Here is a 16,845-nt window from a genome sequence, read left to right as displayed (position 1 = left end):
GTACCGAACATTATGACGATTAATAATCTTCGCAGGTCAGGCTAATCTGCGGCGATATATCCACCCTTTCTGGAAATTTTTGGCGACTGACGCGAATTATCAAACAAAAAAGATGACATTGGTGGTTAAGCGCGGTAATTTCCGGCCGCTGTAACCTTGACACGTTGCGCTTTCAACAGCCGCTTACGTCATACAGCCAGAAAAATACAGTACACTGATTCTCACCCCCTATTGATAAGCAAGAGTGTTTGAGGATGAAAACATTCCGTCGTAATAACGTCTCTATCGCCCTGCTGGATGATCACTTCCTGGTGTTGCGCGGGCTCAGTGATGTACTGCGGGAAAATCCCGACTTCGATGTAGTGGGAACCTTTACCAGCAGCAAGGAGTTGCTGAACTGCATTAAAGCCACCAAGGTCGACGTGGTGATTGCTGATTATGAGTTGGCGCCAGCCGATGTCGATGGCCTGAATCTGATCAAAACCTTGACGCGTTTGTATCCGCACGTTGCGGTGTTGGTGGTGTCAGCACATTACAATCCGGCTACGGTAGCGCTGGCACTACGCGGTGGTGCAAAAGGCTTTATCGGGAAAAACCGTCCGTTTGAAGAGATTCAAAACGCTGCGCTGGAAGTCAGCCGTGGACGCACCTTTATCGAACCGCAAATGGCTCAGGAACTGGCTAACCAACAGCGACATGGCGAAGTGCTGATCAGCGGCAACTACAGCGAAGCCAATGTTCGCCAGGCGGTGAGTTTGTCGGCGCTGTCACCCAAGGAACAGGAAGTGATTCGCTGTTTTCTCGCCGGTATGACGGTGACAGACATCGCGGAGAAGTTTAATCGCAGTTTGAAAACCATCAGCGGTCAGAAGCAAAGCGCCATGCGCAAGCTGGGACTGAAAGCCGATCACGAACTGTTTATCATCAAGGACGAATTGCTGAAGTCACTTCACATCTAAGCGAATCCCACCATTGGCGGGCAAGCTCTTCACTTACGCTAGCGCCTGCGCGCAGTTGGCTTTCGATGGTGCCCGCCAACTGCGCCAGGCCGTTCATCTGAAAGATTTGTGCGGTACCGCGTAGCCGATGCACATGGTGCTGCATCAGTCGCGTGTCCATTGCCTCGCAGGCGTGATTGAATCCACAGATATCCGCTTCCAGCCAGGCTTGCAGCTCCTGTTGATCGGACTCTTCTCGTGGCACATGCACACCGCTCGCTGCCGCCAGATGGCACCAGCGGCGTAAACAACCAGCTAGCGCGGTGAGGATGATGGGCTTGCTGAGCACCGCATCAAAACCACTGGCCTCGCATTGCTCAAGATGCGCATCGTCACTCATGGCGGAAATCGCCACCACCGGCGTGGCTTCAATACCTCGTTCACGCTCCATCATGCGTAAGCGTCTGGCGATGTCATACCCGCTGATGTCTGGCAAATTAACGTCCAGCAGAATCACATCGTAGTAATTCTCTTCGTCGAGTAGCGCTAACGCTTGCTGGCCGTTTTCCGCCAGCTCAACCTGGCAACCCAGCGTGGCCAACTGCGCCTGGAAAGTCCGCTGTGCGGCGGGGTGATCTTCCACCAGCAGAATCATGGTGTCCGGCGTAAAACGCGGTAATGCAGGCTCAAGCACCGGGGGTTTTGCAGTGCAAAGGCGTAACGGCACTTTTAAGGTGAAGGTGCTGCCCTCGCCCGGCTGGCTTTGGCAGGTCAACGCACCGCGCATTAGCGTTACCAGTTGTTGTGAAATCCATAAACCTAATCCGCTGCCGCCATACCGGCGATCGGCACCGTCATCCACCTGCGTCCAGGCATCAAACAAGGTTTTTTGCGCGTCCGGCGCAATACCAATGCCGGTATCCGCCACGGCCAGCGCGATCATGCAGGTATTATCGGCAAAGAATTCTGCCTCCAGCGTCAGCGAAATCGCGCCGTGGTGAGTAAACTTAATCGCGTTAGAGAGCAGGTTATTGATGATTTGGCGTAAGCGATGCGGATCGCCTTTCATCCACTGCTTTTTGAGTGGTTCATCAATGGTAATCAACAGATTCAGCCCTTTTTCCTCCATCATCGGGCGATAGCTCGCGCAAATGGTGTTGATCAGTTCGCTGAGATCAAAAGGCTGGCTATCAATAACGATGCACTCTGCGGAGAGCTTACTGTGATCAAGAATATCGTTGAGCAGATCGAGCAGGCTGCGTGCCGACGAAGAGGCGAGCGCCAGATATTGCTGCTGCTGATGCGCATTCTCGTTACGTTTCATCAGTTCCAGCGAGGCAATCATCGCATTCATTGGCGTACGAATTTCATGGCTCATCATGGCGAGAAACTGGGTTTTGCGCTCTTCGCTGGCGGTAGCGCGGCGGCGATGCATGATCGCGCGCTGCAGCAGCCAACCCAGCAACAACACTAAAAAGCAGAAGGTGAAGATTTCCCAATGATAAAGGGAAAAAATCACGCCCATCGATGGATAACCGAGGCGCATGTCACCTACCCAACGGCTAAACATCTCGTTGGCATCCGCGGCTGGTATGGCGCTTAAGGCTTTATTAATGATGCTCAATAGCTGCGGATCGGCGGCGGAAATGCCCATGGTTAAACTGGCCGATAATTCGGGAATTTGACCGGCAATCGCCAGCTTATGTGAATAGTAGCGCCACAGCAGCGGACGCATGACCAGACTGGAACCGAGGCCCAAATCGGCACGATCTTCATACACCGCCTGAAACACCTCGCGCATATGATTTACCGGCAATAACAGAATGTCTGGGCAGTTCTCTTTCAGCCAGCTCTCATACAGCGTTCCGCTGCGCACCGCGACACGTTTGCCGCGCAGTTGATCAAGGGAGTGAATGGTGGCGCTGTTGTTGTGGGTGATTACCGTCGCGCTGGTCGCAAGCCAGCGATTGCTGAACAGCCAGCCTTCCAGCTGATCCGCTGCCAGCAGCTCAGGCGCTATCGCTGAAATTAACGTCGGCGACTGTTCGCTCTTTTCCGCCAGCACAAAACGCAGGCCGGTGATCTCGCTGATTTTGTCCAGATAATCGCGGCTTAGGCCAATGTGTTGATTCTCTTCCTGATAATCCAGTGGCCAACTGGCGATGAAGTGGTAAGGAACCACCGGATGCGCAGCGATCCAGCGCTGCTCATCCTCGGTGAAGGCGATCTGCGTAGCGAAAGTAGAATAAGAGAGTAGCAGGCCAGCCAGAAGCAGCAGGCCCGATAGCAAAGCACGCATAACATAATAACCTGACTAATAAGACGAACTGCTGCGCGCTAAAAGCGTTGATGCCGCAGGATTAGGCAGGCTATTTGATGGAAAAAGCGTCAAACACTCTACGAGAGCACTCTCAATTGCCTTATCTCAAGGCATCAGGTTGTTAATCAGCGTTTGCCAATCTCTGGTGGTTTGAACGGTTGGCGTAGACTTTTGCCGCAGTTGCGTTTCAATGACGTCGGCTTGATGAGCCAGCTCTGGCAGCTGGTACATCTGTGCTACGCCGCGAATGCGATGTACAAAATGGATCATGTGCGGCACATCGCGCTGTTCACAGGCATGAACAAAGTTATCCCGATCCTGTTGCAGCCATAACTTCACTTCATCACTTAACAACGGCGTATCCTGCTCTTGAATTGCCTGATAGTGTCCGAGTTTTTCTGCCAGCTCGGCTAATCGAATCGGTTTAACTAACACATCATCCATGCCGCTGGTTAAACAGCGTTGCCGATGCTCAAGACTGCTGACGGCGGAGATCGCGATCAGCGGCGTGCGATCGCGCTGTTGTGCGGTTTCTAACTCACGGATCTGTTCTGCCAGCCAATAGCCATCCTTGCCGGGTAAATTACAATCCAACAGCATGATATCGTAGTAGTTTTCCTCCTCCAGCAGTTGTAAAGCCTGTTCGGCACTCTCAACCATTTCATAATGGCAATTGAGCTGTTTAAGCTGAGCAGCCAGCACCTGCTGATTGGCGGGATGATCCTCCACCACTAACACTGCTAGCCCAGCGGGAAGCGCTGTCATTGGCTGTTGGTCTTGAATGCTACCCGGCGAATGACTCTTATTCAGCGGCAAAATACAGGTGAAGATGCTGCCTTTGCCCTCCTCACTACTTAGGGTTAAATCTCCGCCCATACGTTTTGCCAGGGTGCGACACAGATAAAGCCCCAAACCGCTACCACTGCGCACGCGGGCACCGCGACTTTCCGCCTGCTGCCAGGCCTGGAACATCCGCTGCTGATCGGCGGCTGCGATACCGATGCCGGTATCTTCCACAGCGAGGGTTAATGCATCCGGTAATCCTGGCTCGCTGTGCCAATCGGCTTTAAGGGTAATTGCCCCGCTATCGGTGAACTTCACCGCATTCGACAACAAGTTATTCACAATTTGGCGCAGACGATGCGCGTCCACATCCAGCCATAATGCTTCGAGCACGGGCTGCAGTTCCAGCACCAGTGTCACACCTTTTCGCTCGGCTGAAGGCCGCTGGCTATCACAGATTGCCGCCAGTAAGCTGCTGATTTCACATGGCGCAATCTGCAACGGAATCTGCTGCTGACTGAGTTTGCTGTGATCCAGCACGTTATTGAGTAATTCCAGCAGATCCTGCGATGAAGAGAGCGCCAGTGCCTGATACTCCTGTTGCTTTTTCGCTGTCGCAGGCTGTTGCAGAAGCTCTAACGACGCAATGATGGCGTTCATTGGCGTGCGGATTTCATGGCTCATAATCGCCAGAAATTCGGACTTACTTTTTTCGCTTGCCTGGGCACGACGACGGGCTTTTATCGCACTACTAAGCGCCAATAGCAGCAGCACCAGCAGCGTGGCAAAGGCGATAAGCTGATAACGATAGTGCTCAACAATCACGCCAATAGACGGCGTGCCGAGATCGACAATGCCGACCCAGCGTTTGAAAATGTTTTGTGCATCGACACCATTGATGGTGATAAAGGCGGCATTAATGATGTCGCGCAACTCGGGATAAGCGGGATCGATAGCCATATTGATGCCGCTGGCCATTTCGGGTACCTGACCCGTCACCGCTAAATCACCTGCGTAGAAGCGCTGTAATATCGGCAGAATGATCAAGCCGGATCCTATCACTGCATCAACCTGGCGTTCGTCAACGGCGCGCAGCGCTTCGCTAACGCTGGGAAAATCGACTAGCTGAATCGCTGGATAGTGCTTACTGATCCAGGGTTCATACTCTGAGGATTGCGCAATCCCGAGCCGCTTGCCGTCTAATCGTTCAATGCCTCGGATATCCACCGTCTCTTTGCGGCCCACTAACATGGGCATGGTTTGCATCCAGGATTGACTAAACAGCCAGCGCTGTTTGTCCTGCGGGGAGATCAGCTCCGCACTGACAGCCGCGTTAAGCATCGGCGGGTTGAGGAGCGCCTCTTCAGGTGCAACGTAGGTGAAATGTAGTCCGGTGCGTTCGCTGATTTCATCAAGAATGGTGCGGCTTAGTCCCACCGGTTTACCGTTTTCGCGATAATCCTGCGGCCAACGATCGGCAACGGTGTAGGTGATGTTGGGGTGCGCCTGAATCCACGCCTGCAGCTGTGGAGACAGATCAATGCGCTGCGCCTGCGCCACATTCACCATTAACAGCAATATTAATAACAGCCTGTTCATCCACGCTTCCCCTGCCCATCGTCACCAATTCGCAGTGTAGCCGCGTTGAACTCGCATGGAAATGTAGATAAAAAAAAGCCCCGCAACACAGGTTGCGGGGCTATTGCGTGGCTATCGCAAAATTTATTCAGCCGGTTTGGTGCGAATCAGATAATCAAAGGCGCTGAGTGAGGCTTTCGCGCCTTCACCGCTGGCGATGATGATCTGCTTGTACGGCACCGTGGTGCAGTCGCCTGCGGCGAATACGCCTTTCAGGCTGGTTTCGCACTTGGCATCAATGATGATTTCGCCCATTTTGTTGCGCTCTACCGCACCTTCAAGGAAGGTGGTGTTCGGCAGCAAACCAATCTGCACGAAGATGCCGCTCAGCACGATTTCGTGGCTAGTCTGGTTGTTACGGTCGATGTAAGTCAGGCTGGTGACTTTGCTGCCATCGCCTTTCACTTCAGTGGTCTGTGCGTTCAGAATCACATCAACGTTTTTCAGGCTGCGCAGTTTGTCCTGCAGCACTTTATCGGCGCGCATTTCGCTGGCGAATTCCAGCAGCGTCACGTGTTCAACAATGCCGGCCAAATCAATAGCCGCTTCCACGCCGGAGTTACCGCCGCCGATCACTGCGGTGCGTTTGCCTTTAAACAGCGGACCATCGCAGTGCGGGCAGTAGGTTACACCCTTGGTGCGATACTGCTCTTCGCCCGGTACGCCCATATTGCGCCAGCGTGCGCCGGTGGCAATGATGATGCTGCGTGATTTCAGTACCGCGCCAGAGGCGGTTTCAATCGCGTGCAGACCGCCCTCTTTTGCCGCTGGAATCAGCTTGATGGCGCTCTGGGTATCAATCACATCGACGTCATAATCATCCACGTGAGCGCGCAGAGAACCGGCCAGCTTCGCGCCTTCGGTTTTCGGTACCGAGATGTAGTTTTCGATGTCTACGGTGTCCAGCACCTGACCGCCAAAACGCTCGCCCATCAGGCCAGTACGGATGCCTTTACGGGCAGAGTAGATGGCCGCAGCCGCGCCCGCCGGGCCACTGCCGACGATCAGCACTTCATAGGCATCACGCTTGTTCAGCTCTTCTGCCGCACGCTTCTCTGCGTTGGTGTCCACTTTACCGACGATTTCCGCCAGGCTCAGACGGCCCTGACCAAACTCTTTGCCGTTGAGGAACACCGCTGGCACGCCCATCACGTTGCGCTCGGTGATTTCGTTCTGGAACATACCGCCGTCGATCGCGGTATGGCTGATGCGCGGGTTGAGTACCGCCATCAGGTTCAGCGCCTGTACCACGTCAGGACAGTTGTGGCATGACAGCGAGTAATAAGTTTCGAAGTGGAAGTCGCCTTCCAAAGCCACAACCTGATCCAGCAGGCTCTGCGCTTCTTTCGACGGGTGTCCACCGGTTTGCAGCAAGGCTAAAACCAGTGACGTAAATTCGTGGCCCATTGGCGAACCGGCAAAGCGCGGACCGCTCTGGCTGCCTGGGTTAGTGATCAGGAAAGAGGGTTTACGAACCGGACGATCGTTCTCTTCACGGAAGCTGACTTTGTCTGACAAGCCCGCGATATCAGCCAACAGAGAGCGAATCTCTGCGGATTTGGCGCCATCATCCAATGTGGCAATCAACTCAACCGGTTTCGTTAGTTTCTCAAGGTAAGCCTTGAGTTGGGTTTTTAAATTGGTGTCGAGCATAGTGAGTTCCTGTCATGAAAATCGGGTGCCGTAGCACCCGATAGAGAAAGATCGAATGGCAGCTAACTTAGATTTTGCCAACCAGGTCCAGTGATGGAGCCAGAGTGGCTTCGCCTTCTTTCCATTTGGCCGGGCAGACTTCACCTGGGTGAGAAGCAACGTACTGAGCTGCTTTCACTTTGCGGATCAGGTCAGATGCGTCACGGCCAATGCCTTCTGCAGTGATTTCGATCGCCTGGATGATGCCTTCCGGATCAACGATGAAGGTACCGCGATCTGCCAGACCTTCGTCTTCGCGCATGATTTCGAAGTTACGGGTCAGCGCGCCAGTTGGGTCACCGATCATCGCGTATTTGATTTTCGCGATGGTGTCTGAAGAACCGTGCCAGGCTTTGTGGGTAAAGTGCGTGTCAGTAGAAACAGAGTAGATATCTACACCCAGTTTCTGGAACTCTTCGTGATGGTCTGCAACGTCACCCAGTTCGGTTGGGCATACGAAGGTGAAGTCAGCCGGGTAGAAGAAGAAAACACTCCATTTACCTTCAACGTCTTTCTCGGTGACTTCGATGAATTCGCCGTTTTTGAACGCTGCGTTTTTAAATGGTTTGATCTTGGTATTAATGATGGACATGGTGACCTCCGTTAAAAGATGTGATGCAGGCTACAGAATTTTCGGGCCAACTTCTAATATGCAGACGTTATCAATTAGATAACCAAAAGCTATCAAAGCGCCGACACCTGATTTCATGCGGCTCGCGCGGGCATTCTACACAGAAAAAGCTCTGATTAAACAGGCTTTATCTTTTCGTCTCGCTGCTGCTATTTTTAGGAATACGAACAGGTCACCATAAATGGCGACCCTACGGAGAGCAGAGTCATTTTCGTAGGGTCACCATTTATGGTGACCTGGCAAAAGCGTCAAATAATCGTGCGAATGGAGTGCTTAAGTGGATATACGTTTATTTGAGGAAACCGATCGGCCTTTTCTGCGCACGCTCTATCTTGCCGCGCGACGCCATAACTGGACGTGGCTGGATGGCGAAGATTGGCAGTTAGAAGATTTCGATGCTGTGATTTTGGGCGAAACCGTGCTGGTTGCTGAGCTGGACGGACATCGCGTGGGGTTTGCGGCGGTGCTGGATAATGACAACTTCCTGCATAGTCTGTACGTCGATCCAAACGCACAGGGAAAAGGTGTGGGCAGCGCGTTGTTAGAAAAAGTGCAGTCGCGATTTAGCTCGACTGGCGCATTGAAATGCCTGCAACAGAATCAGGCGGCAATGGATTTCTATCTCAAACACGGCTGGCGGCGTGAAGCGGTTGGCGAGAGCGAGCAGGGAAAATATGTGCTGATGCATTTTCCGCTGGCGAAACGCGCCAGCGGAAATGGAGGCCGTTAAACGGCGCGGAAGGCGATATCGCCAGGGATGATTTCTCCCTGCCAATAGAGCTGAGCCGCCACACGCCCCGCCAGCTGGCGATAGAGCGCGGTGAAATCACTCTCCGGACGGCGCACCACGGTGGGTTCGCCATCATCCAGATCTTCACGCAGCGTAATGTGCAGCGGCAGTTGTGCCAGCAAACGCGTGTTGTAATCTTCCACCAGCTTCTGCGCACCGCCGGTGCCGAATATCGGCTCGTGATGTCCGCATTGGCTGCAGATGTGCATGCTCATGTTCTCGACCACGCCCAACACCGGCACGTTGACTTTCTCGAACATTACCATCCCTTTACGCGCATCAATCAAGGCGATGTCTTGTGGCGTGGTGACCACTAACGCGCCGGTCACCGGCACGTTTTGCGCCAGCGTCAGCTGAATATCGCCGGTGCCCGGCGGCATATCGAGGATCAGATAATCCAGATCCGGCCACATGGTTTCATTAAGCAGTTGCATCAGGGCTTTGCTCGCCATCGGACCACGCCACACCATGGCGTTGTCGTCGGTGACCAGATAACCAATCGAATTGGTTGCCAGACCGTGCGCCATGATCGGCGCCATATGCGTGCCATCTGGCGAGGTTGGACGCTGATTTTCGGTACCGAGCATGTTCGGAATCGACGGGCCGTAAATATCCGCATCGAGAATCCCCACGCGCGCCCCTTCGGCGATCAGCGCCAGCGCCATATTCACCGCGGTGCTGGATTTACCCACGCCACCTTTGCCTGAACTGACGGCGATGATGTTCTTCACACCGGTCGCGCCCGGATGATTTTTCACCCGCTTCAGCGTGGCGATGTCATGACGCAGCCGCCAATCAATGGCGCTGGCATCGGTCAGGCGCAGCAGCTCGGCGCTGGTTTGCGCTTTCAGCTCTTCAAAGGCGCTGGCCCACGCGAACGGCATCATCAGTTCGATATGCAGCTTGTCATCCAGCAGCGCGACGTGGCGCAGCGCTTTCAGCGTGGTCAGGTTGTGTTGCAGCGTCGGATGTTCAAAGTCACTTAGCACGCCGATAACCAATGCTCGCAGCGCTTCAGGTGAATGATGTTGCTGGGATTGTGAAGTCATCCCCTCTCCTTGTTTATTCTTCACGCCAGATTGCGGCGGTGTCTGTTCAATAGTATCAGATAGGCGCTAAAAGTGATGGGGGTGTGCTGCTGTGTTTACGCCAGAGGGTGCTTCGGTTACCATCATTCCCCTAAATAATTCGTGTTGCAGGAAGGCGGCAAACGAGAGAATCCCAATGAGCTTACTCAAGTAAGTGATTTGGGTGAGCGAGAGAAGACAACGCGCCTGCAACGCGAAGTATGACGGGGAAACCCGCTTTTTCATCAATGGAACGCTACGCAATCATGACTATAGTCGCTAAAAAAATTCTGGTAACGTGCGCGCTGCCGTACGCAAACGGTTCAATCCATCTCGGTCACATGCTTGAACACATTCAGGCTGACATTTGGGTCCGTTACCAGCGAATGCGTGGCAACCAGGTTCACTTCATCTGTGCAGACGACGCCCACGGCACGCCAATTATGCTGAAAGCGCAGCAGCTGGGCATCGCGCCGGAGCAGATGATCGCGGAGATGAAGCAGGAGCACGAGACCGATTTCGCTGGCTTCAACATCAGCTATGACAACTATCACTCGACGCACGGCGACGAAAATCGCCAGCTGTCTGAGTTGATTTATGGTCGTCTGAAAGAGAACGGCTTCATCAAGAACCGCACCATCTCGCAGCTGTACGATCCTGAAAAAGGCATGTTCCTGCCGGACCGTTTCGTGAAAGGCACCTGCCCGAAATGTAAGTCACCGGATCAGTATGGCGATAACTGCGAAGTGTGCAGCGCGACCTATAGCCCGACCGAGCTGATCGACCCGAAATCGGTGGTTTCAGGCGCGACGCCGGTGCTGCGTGATTCCGAGCACTTCTTCTTTGATCTCCCTTCTTTCAGCGCGATGCTGCAGGCGTGGACGCGTTCAGGCGCGCTGCAAGAGCAGGTGGCGAACAAGATGCAGGAGTGGTTTGAGTCGGGCTTGCAGCAGTGGGATATCTCCCGCGATGCGCCTTACTTTGGCTTCGAAATTCCTGGCGCGCCGGGCAAATACTTTTACGTCTGGCTGGATGCGCCAATCGGTTACATGGGTTCGTTCAAAAATCTGTGCGACAAGCGCGGCGATCTCGATTTCGACGAGTTCTGGAAGAAAGATTCCACCACCGAGTTGTATCACTTCATCGGTAAAGACATCGTCTATTTCCACAGCCTGTTCTGGCCGGCGATGCTGGAAGGTAGCAACTTCCGCAAGCCAACCAACCTGTTCGTACACGGTTATGTGACGGTGAACGGCGCGAAGATGTCCAAATCGCGCGGTACCTTTATTAAAGCCAGCACCTGGTTGCAGCATCTGGATGCCGACAGCCTGCGTTATTACTACGCGGCCAAGCTCTCTTCGCGCATCGACGATATCGACCTGAATCTGGAAGATTTCGTGCAGCGCGTGAATGCAGACGTGGTGAACAAAGTGGTGAACCTGGCGTCGCGTAATGCGGGCTTCCTGACCAAACGCTTTGGCGGCAAGCTGGCGAGCGAACTGGCCGATCCGGCACTGTATCAGACCTTTGTTGATGCCTCTGAGAAGATTGGCGAAGCCTGGGCCAGCCGCGAATATAACCGCGCGATCCGTGAAATCATGGCGCTGGCCGATCTGGCGAACCGCTATGTCGATGAGCAGGCACCTTGGGTGGTGGCGAAGCAAGAAGGCCGCGATGCCGACCTGCAAGCGATCTGCTCAATGGGTATCAACCTGTTCCGCGTATTGATGACCTGGCTGAAGCCGGTGCTGCCATCACTGACCGAACGCACCGAAGCCTTCCTGCAGAGCGAACTGAGCTGGGATGCGATTGCCCAACCGCTGCTGGATCATGAAGTGGCACCGTTCAAAGCGCTGTATGGCCGTATCGAGATGACCAAAGTTGACGCGCTGGTTGAGGCTTCGAAAGAAGACGCGGCGGCGGCGAACAAACCTGCAGCAACCGGTCCGCTGGCCGATGCGCCGATTGGCGACACCATCACCATCGATGATTTCGCCAAGGTCGATATGCGCGTGGCGCTGATCGAAAAAGCTGAGCTGGTTGACGGTTCCGACAAGCTGCTGCGTCTGGAGCTGGATTTGGGTGGCGAGAAGCGTCAGATTTTCTCTGGCATTCGCGCAGCCTATCCGGATCCGTCCGTGCTGGTCGGCAAGATGACCATCATCGTGGCTAACCTCGCGCCGCGTAAAATGCGCTTCGGCATTTCAGAAGGCATGGTGCTGTCAGCGGGTCCAGGCGGCAAAGACCTGTTTGTGTTGTCCGTCGATAGCGGTGCAGTGCCGGGTATGCCGGTTAAGTAAGGGATTTTTGCCCTCACCCTAGCCCTCTCCCGCGTGCGGGAGAGGGAACCGCTCAGTGCGGTCATTTAATCTTCATTCTACTTTTTGCAAACCTGCTCCACCTAATCATTCCCTCGCCCGCTTGCGGGAGAGGGAACCGCTCAGTGCGGTCATTTAATCTTGATTCTACTTTTTGCAAACCTGCTCCACCTAATCATTCCCTCGCCCGCTTGCGGGAGAGGGCTAGGGTGAGGGCCCAGGCAGCAACAACTGCCGATATATCTCCTCCATCACCGCATCAAACTCTTCGAAAACCTGATGATTCCAGAATCTAATCACTCTCCAGCCACCGCGCTGTAAATAATCCGTTCTTCGTTGATCATAAATTTTCGCTTCATCTTCATTATGTTGTCCGCCATCCAGCTCAACGATCAGCAGCCTTTCAATACAGGCGAAATCCACGATATAACATCCAATCGGATGCTGACGCCGAAACTTCACGCCGCATAAATTCCGGTTACGCAAAAAACGCCATAATAGATGCTCCGCTTCTGGCATCGCCTGACGCAGTTGTCGCTGACGCGTAATCGCTTTCATCATCGCCCTCACTTTCACGCTATCGGCTTACCCTACGTCATGTTTAAAGGAATAAAAGATCGCGATGAAAAAGCTGGAATCTGCATTCCAATGTGATCGCTAGCACGCTAATCGCTTAATGCGTATGATAAAGCGCTACGAAAACAGGAGCCTGACATGCCTGCCGTTCTCTCTGCTTGTTGGCGCTATGTGCGCGCCTTCGCCATCATCTATGCGGCGCTTTACGCCGGAATGGGGATTTCTGCCCTGCTCCCGATAACCATTCCTGGCAGCATCATCGGCATGCTGCTGCTGTTCCTGTTGCTGGCGCTGCAAATCATGCCGGTTGAGTGGGTGAAACCCGGATGCCATTTACTGATTCGCTATATGGCGCTGCTGTTTGTGCCGATTAGCGTCGGCGTGATGGGCTATACCGATATCCTCATCGCGCAGTTTGGACCGATTGTGGTGTCGTGCATTGTCAGTACTTTTATGGTGCTGCTGATTGTCGGTCTAAGTGCAGAACGTTTGCAGCGCCCGCAGGAGAAGCCGAATGATTGACGCATGGTGGTCGCTGCCGCTGACCGTAATCGCCTATTTTCTGGCGCGCAAACTGGCGGCGAAAATCAATATCTCCATCGTCAATCCATTGCTGGTGGCGATGACGATTGTCATTCCGATTCTGCTGCTCACCAATCTGCCTTACACGCGCTATTTTGCCGGCAGCAGCCTGCTCAATCAGTTGCTGCAACCGGCGGTTGTCGCGCTGGCGTTGCCGCTGTATGAGCAGATGCATCAGATTCGCGCGCGCTGGAAAACCATTATCAGCGTCTGTTTCATCGGCAGCATCACGGCGATGGTGTCAGGCACCGCGATTGCGCTGTGGATGGGCGCAACGCCGGAAATCGCCGCCACCATCATGCCGAAATCCGTCACCACGCCGATTGCGATGGCGGTCTCCGCCTCGCTGCACGGTATTCCCGCCATCAGCGCTATTTGCGTGCTGATCGCCGGTGTGCTGGGCGCGGTGTTTGGCCATATGCTGCTTAATCTGTTTAAAGTAAAAAACAAATCTTCGCGCGGATTGGCGATTGGAAACGCTTCGCACGCATTAGGCACCGCGCGCGCCGCCGAGATTGATTATCAGGAAGGTGCCTTCAGCTCACTAGCTTTGGTGATTTGCGGCATCATCACTTCGTTACTGGCACCCTTCCTTTTTCCGCTATTAATGCATTGGTGGGGCTGAAACTTGCGAGAGATCTCGCAAAGTTGAAACAACCCAATCAGCTTGCATTGTCAGAGCGACTTGGATCACATATAAAACCTCTGGCGGCGCATCGCCGTTAACGCGTAACTGAGGCCATCACATCATGCATTCACGATTCCTTACTGCTTTTTCTGCCCTGCCCACTGCGCTGCAAGCTGCAATTCAGCCGCTGCTCGATGCGCCGGATTTTCACGGCGTATTGCGTCCGCAGGATGTCGCGCAACTGAAACAGCTTACCGGTCTGGATGATGATGCGCTGGCGCTGGAACTGCTGCCGCTGGCGGCGAGCTGCGCGGTGGCAACCGTATCAAATTTTAATGTCGGCGCGATCTCGCGCGGCGTCAGCGGCCACTGGTATTTCGGCGCCAACATGGAGTTCCTGCACACGCCGCTACAGCAGACGGTGCACGCCGAGCAAAGTGCCATTACGCATGCCTGGCTGCGCGGTGAAGAGAAACTGGCAGCGATTACCGTCAACTACACGCCGTGCGGACATTGTCGTCAGTTTATGAACGAGCTGAACAGCGGCACGGCGATTCGCATCAGCCTGCCTGGACGCGCGGTTAGCACGCTGGGCGACTATTTGCCGGATGCGTTTGGTCCAGCCGATCTGAACATCACTGAACGTCTGCTGACGCCGATCGATCATGGTTTTGCCGTTCAAGGTGATGCGTTGCAACAGGCTGCCATTACTGCCGCCAATCACAGTCACGCCCCTTATAGCCAGAGTTACAGCGGCGTGGCGCTGCGCAGCCTGAGCGGCAAGGTCTTTACCGGTCGCTATGCGGAAAACGCCGCCTTCAACCCAAGCTTGCCGCCGCTGCAGGCCGCACTGATTTTGATGAACATGAGCAACGAAGCGCTGGAGACTATTCAGCAAGCCGTTTTGGCAGAATGTCAGGAGAGCACGCTGAGTCAGTTGGATGCGACTCGCGCGACGCTTAAGGCGTTGGGATGTGAGGATTTCTCACTTACTTTAGTTTCGAAAACATCAGTTTAGTGATCCTTTTACCGCTTTTGTGACCTTCTGTTAACAAAAGCTGTACATCTGCAGGAATTTTCATAGGATCGGGCGCCAGAACCTCTTCACTTCAAGATGGACTGGCGTGACCTTTTCCCGGCGATACGTCAGAAAACACTGCAACCGGAGCAAGCACTGCATGGAACTCGACTACGAAAGTAAACGCCCGCTGTATATTCCTTATGCGGGTCCGATCCTGCTGGAATTTCCGCTGTTGAATAAAGGCAGCGCCTTCACCCTCGAAGAACGTAACGAATTTAACCTCAACGGTCTGCTACCGGAAGCGGTAGAAACCATCGAAGAGCAGGCAGAACGTGCCTGGCGCCAGTTCCTGGATTTCAAAAACAACAACGACAAGCATGTCTATCTGCGCAACATCCAGGACACCAACGAAACCCTGTTCTACCGCCTGCTCGACAATCATCTGGAAGAGATGATGCCGATTATCTACACCCCAACGGTCGGCGCGGCCTGTGAACACTTCTCTGAAATCTACCGTCGCGCGCGCGGCGTGTTCATCTCTTATAACAACCGCGATCGCATTGAAGACATGCTGCAGAACGCCACTAAGCAGAATGTAAAAGTGATCGTGGTGACCGATGGCGAACGTATTCTTGGTCTCGGCGATTTGGGTATCGGCGGCATGGGCATCCCAATCGGTAAGCTGTCGCTGTATACCGCGTGTGGCGGCATCAGCCCGGCTTACACCTTGCCGGTGGTGCTGGATGTTGGCACCAACAACCAACAGTTGCTGAACGATCCGCTCTACATGGGCTGGCGTCATCCGCGCATCACGGGCGAAGAGTACGAAGAGTTTGTTAACGAGTTCATCCAGGCAGTCAACCGTCGCTGGCCGAACGTGCTGTTGCAGTTCGAAGACTTCGCGCAGAAAAACGCCATGCCGCTGCTGGAGCGCTATCGCGATGAGATCTGCTGCTTCAACGACGATATTCAGGGCACCGCCGCAGTGACCGTCGGCACGCTGATCGCCGCCAGCCGCGCTGCGGGCAGCCGCCTGTGCGAGCAGAAAGTGGTGTTCCTCGGTGCCGGTTCTGCCGGTTGTGGTATCGCCGAGCAAATCATCGCGCAGATGAAGTCGGAAGGTTTGAGCGATGATGAAGCGCGTGGCCGCGTGATGATGGTCGATCGCTTCGGTCTGCTGACCGACAAACTGCCGAACCTACTCAATTTCCAGAGCAAGCTGGTGCAGAAGAGCGAGAGCCTGAAAGATTGGGATACCGATAGCGATTCAATTTCTCTGCTCGACGTGGTGCGCAACGCCAAGCCGGATATTCTGATCGGCGTATCAGGTCAACCTGGCCTGTTCACCGAAGAGATCATCCGCGAGATGCACAAGCACACCAAGCGTCCGATCGTTATGCCGCTGTCGAACCCAACGTCACGCGTGGAAGCAACACCAGCCGACATCATCGCCTGGACCGACGGTGCCGCGCTGGTAGCCACCGGCAGCCCGTTCTCGCCGGTCACCTGGAAAGGGAAAACCTATCCAATCGCCCAGTGCAACAACTCCTATATCTTCCCTGGCATCGGTTTGGGTGTGATCGCTGCGGGCGCCAGTCGCGTGACGGATTCGATGCTGATGACCGCCAGCCGCGCACTGGCCGACTGCTCACCGCTGGTTAACGATGGCGAAGGTCCGGTTCTGCCGGAGATCAAAGATATACAAGGCGTGTCCAAGCTGATTGCCATTGAAGTGGGCAAAGCCGCGCAGCTGGCTGGTGTGGCGGTGGTGACCTCGGAAGATGTGCTGTCGAAAGCCGTCAGCAACAACTTCTGGCTGCCACAGTATCGTAACTATCGCCGTACTTCGATCTGATAAATC

Annotated in this window: 13 protein-coding genes; 7 read left to right on the top strand and 6 right to left on the bottom strand. The window is 54.3% G+C overall.

Features of this window, described 5'->3' with window-relative positions; genetic code table 11:
• Positions 1-254: 254 nt before the first annotated feature.
• Positions 255-959, top strand: coding sequence for a response regulator transcription factor (locus tag PanJK_RS19710; protein WP_265302283.1), 705 nt, complete (start codon positions 255-257; stop codon positions 957-959).
• Here the strand turns inward: PanJK_RS19710 and PanJK_RS19705 are convergent.
• From PanJK_RS19705 to ahpC, 4 genes are all read right to left on the bottom strand, one after another.
• A complete protein-coding gene (locus tag PanJK_RS19705; RefSeq protein ID WP_265302281.1) occupies positions 925-3,237 on the bottom strand; it encodes an ATP-binding protein in 2,313 nt (770 codons plus the stop codon). The two genes, PanJK_RS19710 and PanJK_RS19705, sit on opposite strands and share 35 nt — an antisense overlap.
• 126 nt (positions 3,238-3,363) lie before the next feature.
• Entirely contained in the window at positions 3,364-5,640 is a 2,277-nt protein-coding gene (locus PanJK_RS19700) for an ATP-binding protein (protein WP_265302279.1), read from the bottom strand.
• A gap of 123 nt (positions 5,641-5,763) precedes the next feature.
• A complete protein-coding gene (gene ahpF / locus PanJK_RS19695) occupies positions 5,764-7,332 on the bottom strand; it encodes an alkyl hydroperoxide reductase subunit F (protein ID WP_265302277.1) in 1,569 nt (522 codons plus the stop codon).
• Between the two features lie 67 nt (positions 7,333-7,399).
• Positions 7,400-7,963: an alkyl hydroperoxide reductase subunit C gene (gene ahpC / locus PanJK_RS19690; protein ID WP_007889514.1), complete on the bottom strand. Its 564-nt coding sequence runs from the start codon at positions 7,961-7,963 to the stop codon at positions 7,400-7,402.
• Between the two features lie 316 nt (positions 7,964-8,279).
• Between ahpC and PanJK_RS19685 the strand changes: the two genes are divergently transcribed.
• Positions 8,280-8,732, top strand: a complete 453-nt coding sequence (locus PanJK_RS19685; protein WP_256696897.1) for a GNAT family N-acetyltransferase — start codon at positions 8,280-8,282, stop codon at positions 8,730-8,732.
• On the opposite strand, the gene apbC is transcribed toward PanJK_RS19685, so the two are convergent.
• Positions 8,729-9,841: an iron-sulfur cluster carrier protein ApbC gene (gene apbC / locus PanJK_RS19680; RefSeq protein WP_265302275.1), complete on the bottom strand. Its 1,113-nt coding sequence runs from the start codon at positions 9,839-9,841 to the stop codon at positions 8,729-8,731. The two genes, PanJK_RS19685 and apbC, sit on opposite strands and share 4 nt — an antisense overlap.
• A gap of 284 nt (positions 9,842-10,125) precedes the next feature.
• Here apbC and metG point away from each other — a divergent pair, with 284 nt between their 5' ends.
• Complete coding sequence (gene metG / locus PanJK_RS19675; protein WP_256696899.1) at positions 10,126-12,159, top strand: methionine--tRNA ligase; 2,034 nt, start codon at positions 10,126-10,128, stop codon at positions 12,157-12,159.
• 222 nt (positions 12,160-12,381) lie between these two features.
• Here the strand turns inward: metG and PanJK_RS19670 are convergent, their stop codons facing one another.
• On the bottom strand, positions 12,382-12,738 hold the full coding sequence (locus PanJK_RS19670; protein ID WP_256696900.1) for an endonuclease domain-containing protein: 357 nt from the start codon (positions 12,736-12,738) through the stop codon (positions 12,382-12,384).
• A 153-nt stretch (positions 12,739-12,891) separates the two neighbouring features.
• On the opposite strand from PanJK_RS19670, the gene PanJK_RS19665 reads away from it, so the two are divergent.
• From PanJK_RS19665 to PanJK_RS19650, 4 genes are all read left to right on the top strand, one after another.
• Positions 12,892-13,275 (top strand): CidA/LrgA family protein, encoded by a 384-nt coding sequence (locus PanJK_RS19665; RefSeq protein ID WP_265302271.1) that lies wholly within the window; start codon positions 12,892-12,894, stop codon positions 13,273-13,275.
• Positions 13,268-13,960: a CidB/LrgB family autolysis modulator gene (locus PanJK_RS19660; RefSeq protein ID WP_265302269.1), complete on the top strand. Its 693-nt coding sequence runs from the start codon at positions 13,268-13,270 to the stop codon at positions 13,958-13,960. The genes PanJK_RS19665 and PanJK_RS19660 overlap by 8 nt, the downstream gene beginning before the upstream one ends.
• A 124-nt stretch (positions 13,961-14,084) precedes the next feature.
• Positions 14,085-14,981: a cytidine deaminase gene (gene cdd / locus PanJK_RS19655; RefSeq protein ID WP_256696904.1), complete on the top strand. Its 897-nt coding sequence runs from the start codon at positions 14,085-14,087 to the stop codon at positions 14,979-14,981.
• Between the two features lie 160 nt (positions 14,982-15,141).
• Positions 15,142-16,839 carry an NAD-dependent malic enzyme gene (locus PanJK_RS19650; protein WP_256696905.1) on the top strand — a complete coding sequence of 566 codons (1,698 nt, stop codon included), beginning with the start codon at positions 15,142-15,144 and terminating at the stop codon, positions 16,837-16,839.
• Positions 16,840-16,845: the final 6 nt, after the last annotated feature.

Source organism: Pantoea sp. JK, from assembly GCF_026130245.1.
In the GTDB taxonomy this organism is placed as follows: domain Bacteria; phylum Pseudomonadota; class Gammaproteobacteria; order Enterobacterales; family Enterobacteriaceae; genus Pantoea; species Pantoea trifolii.
This window is presented reverse-complemented; position numbering and strand designations above follow the sequence as displayed.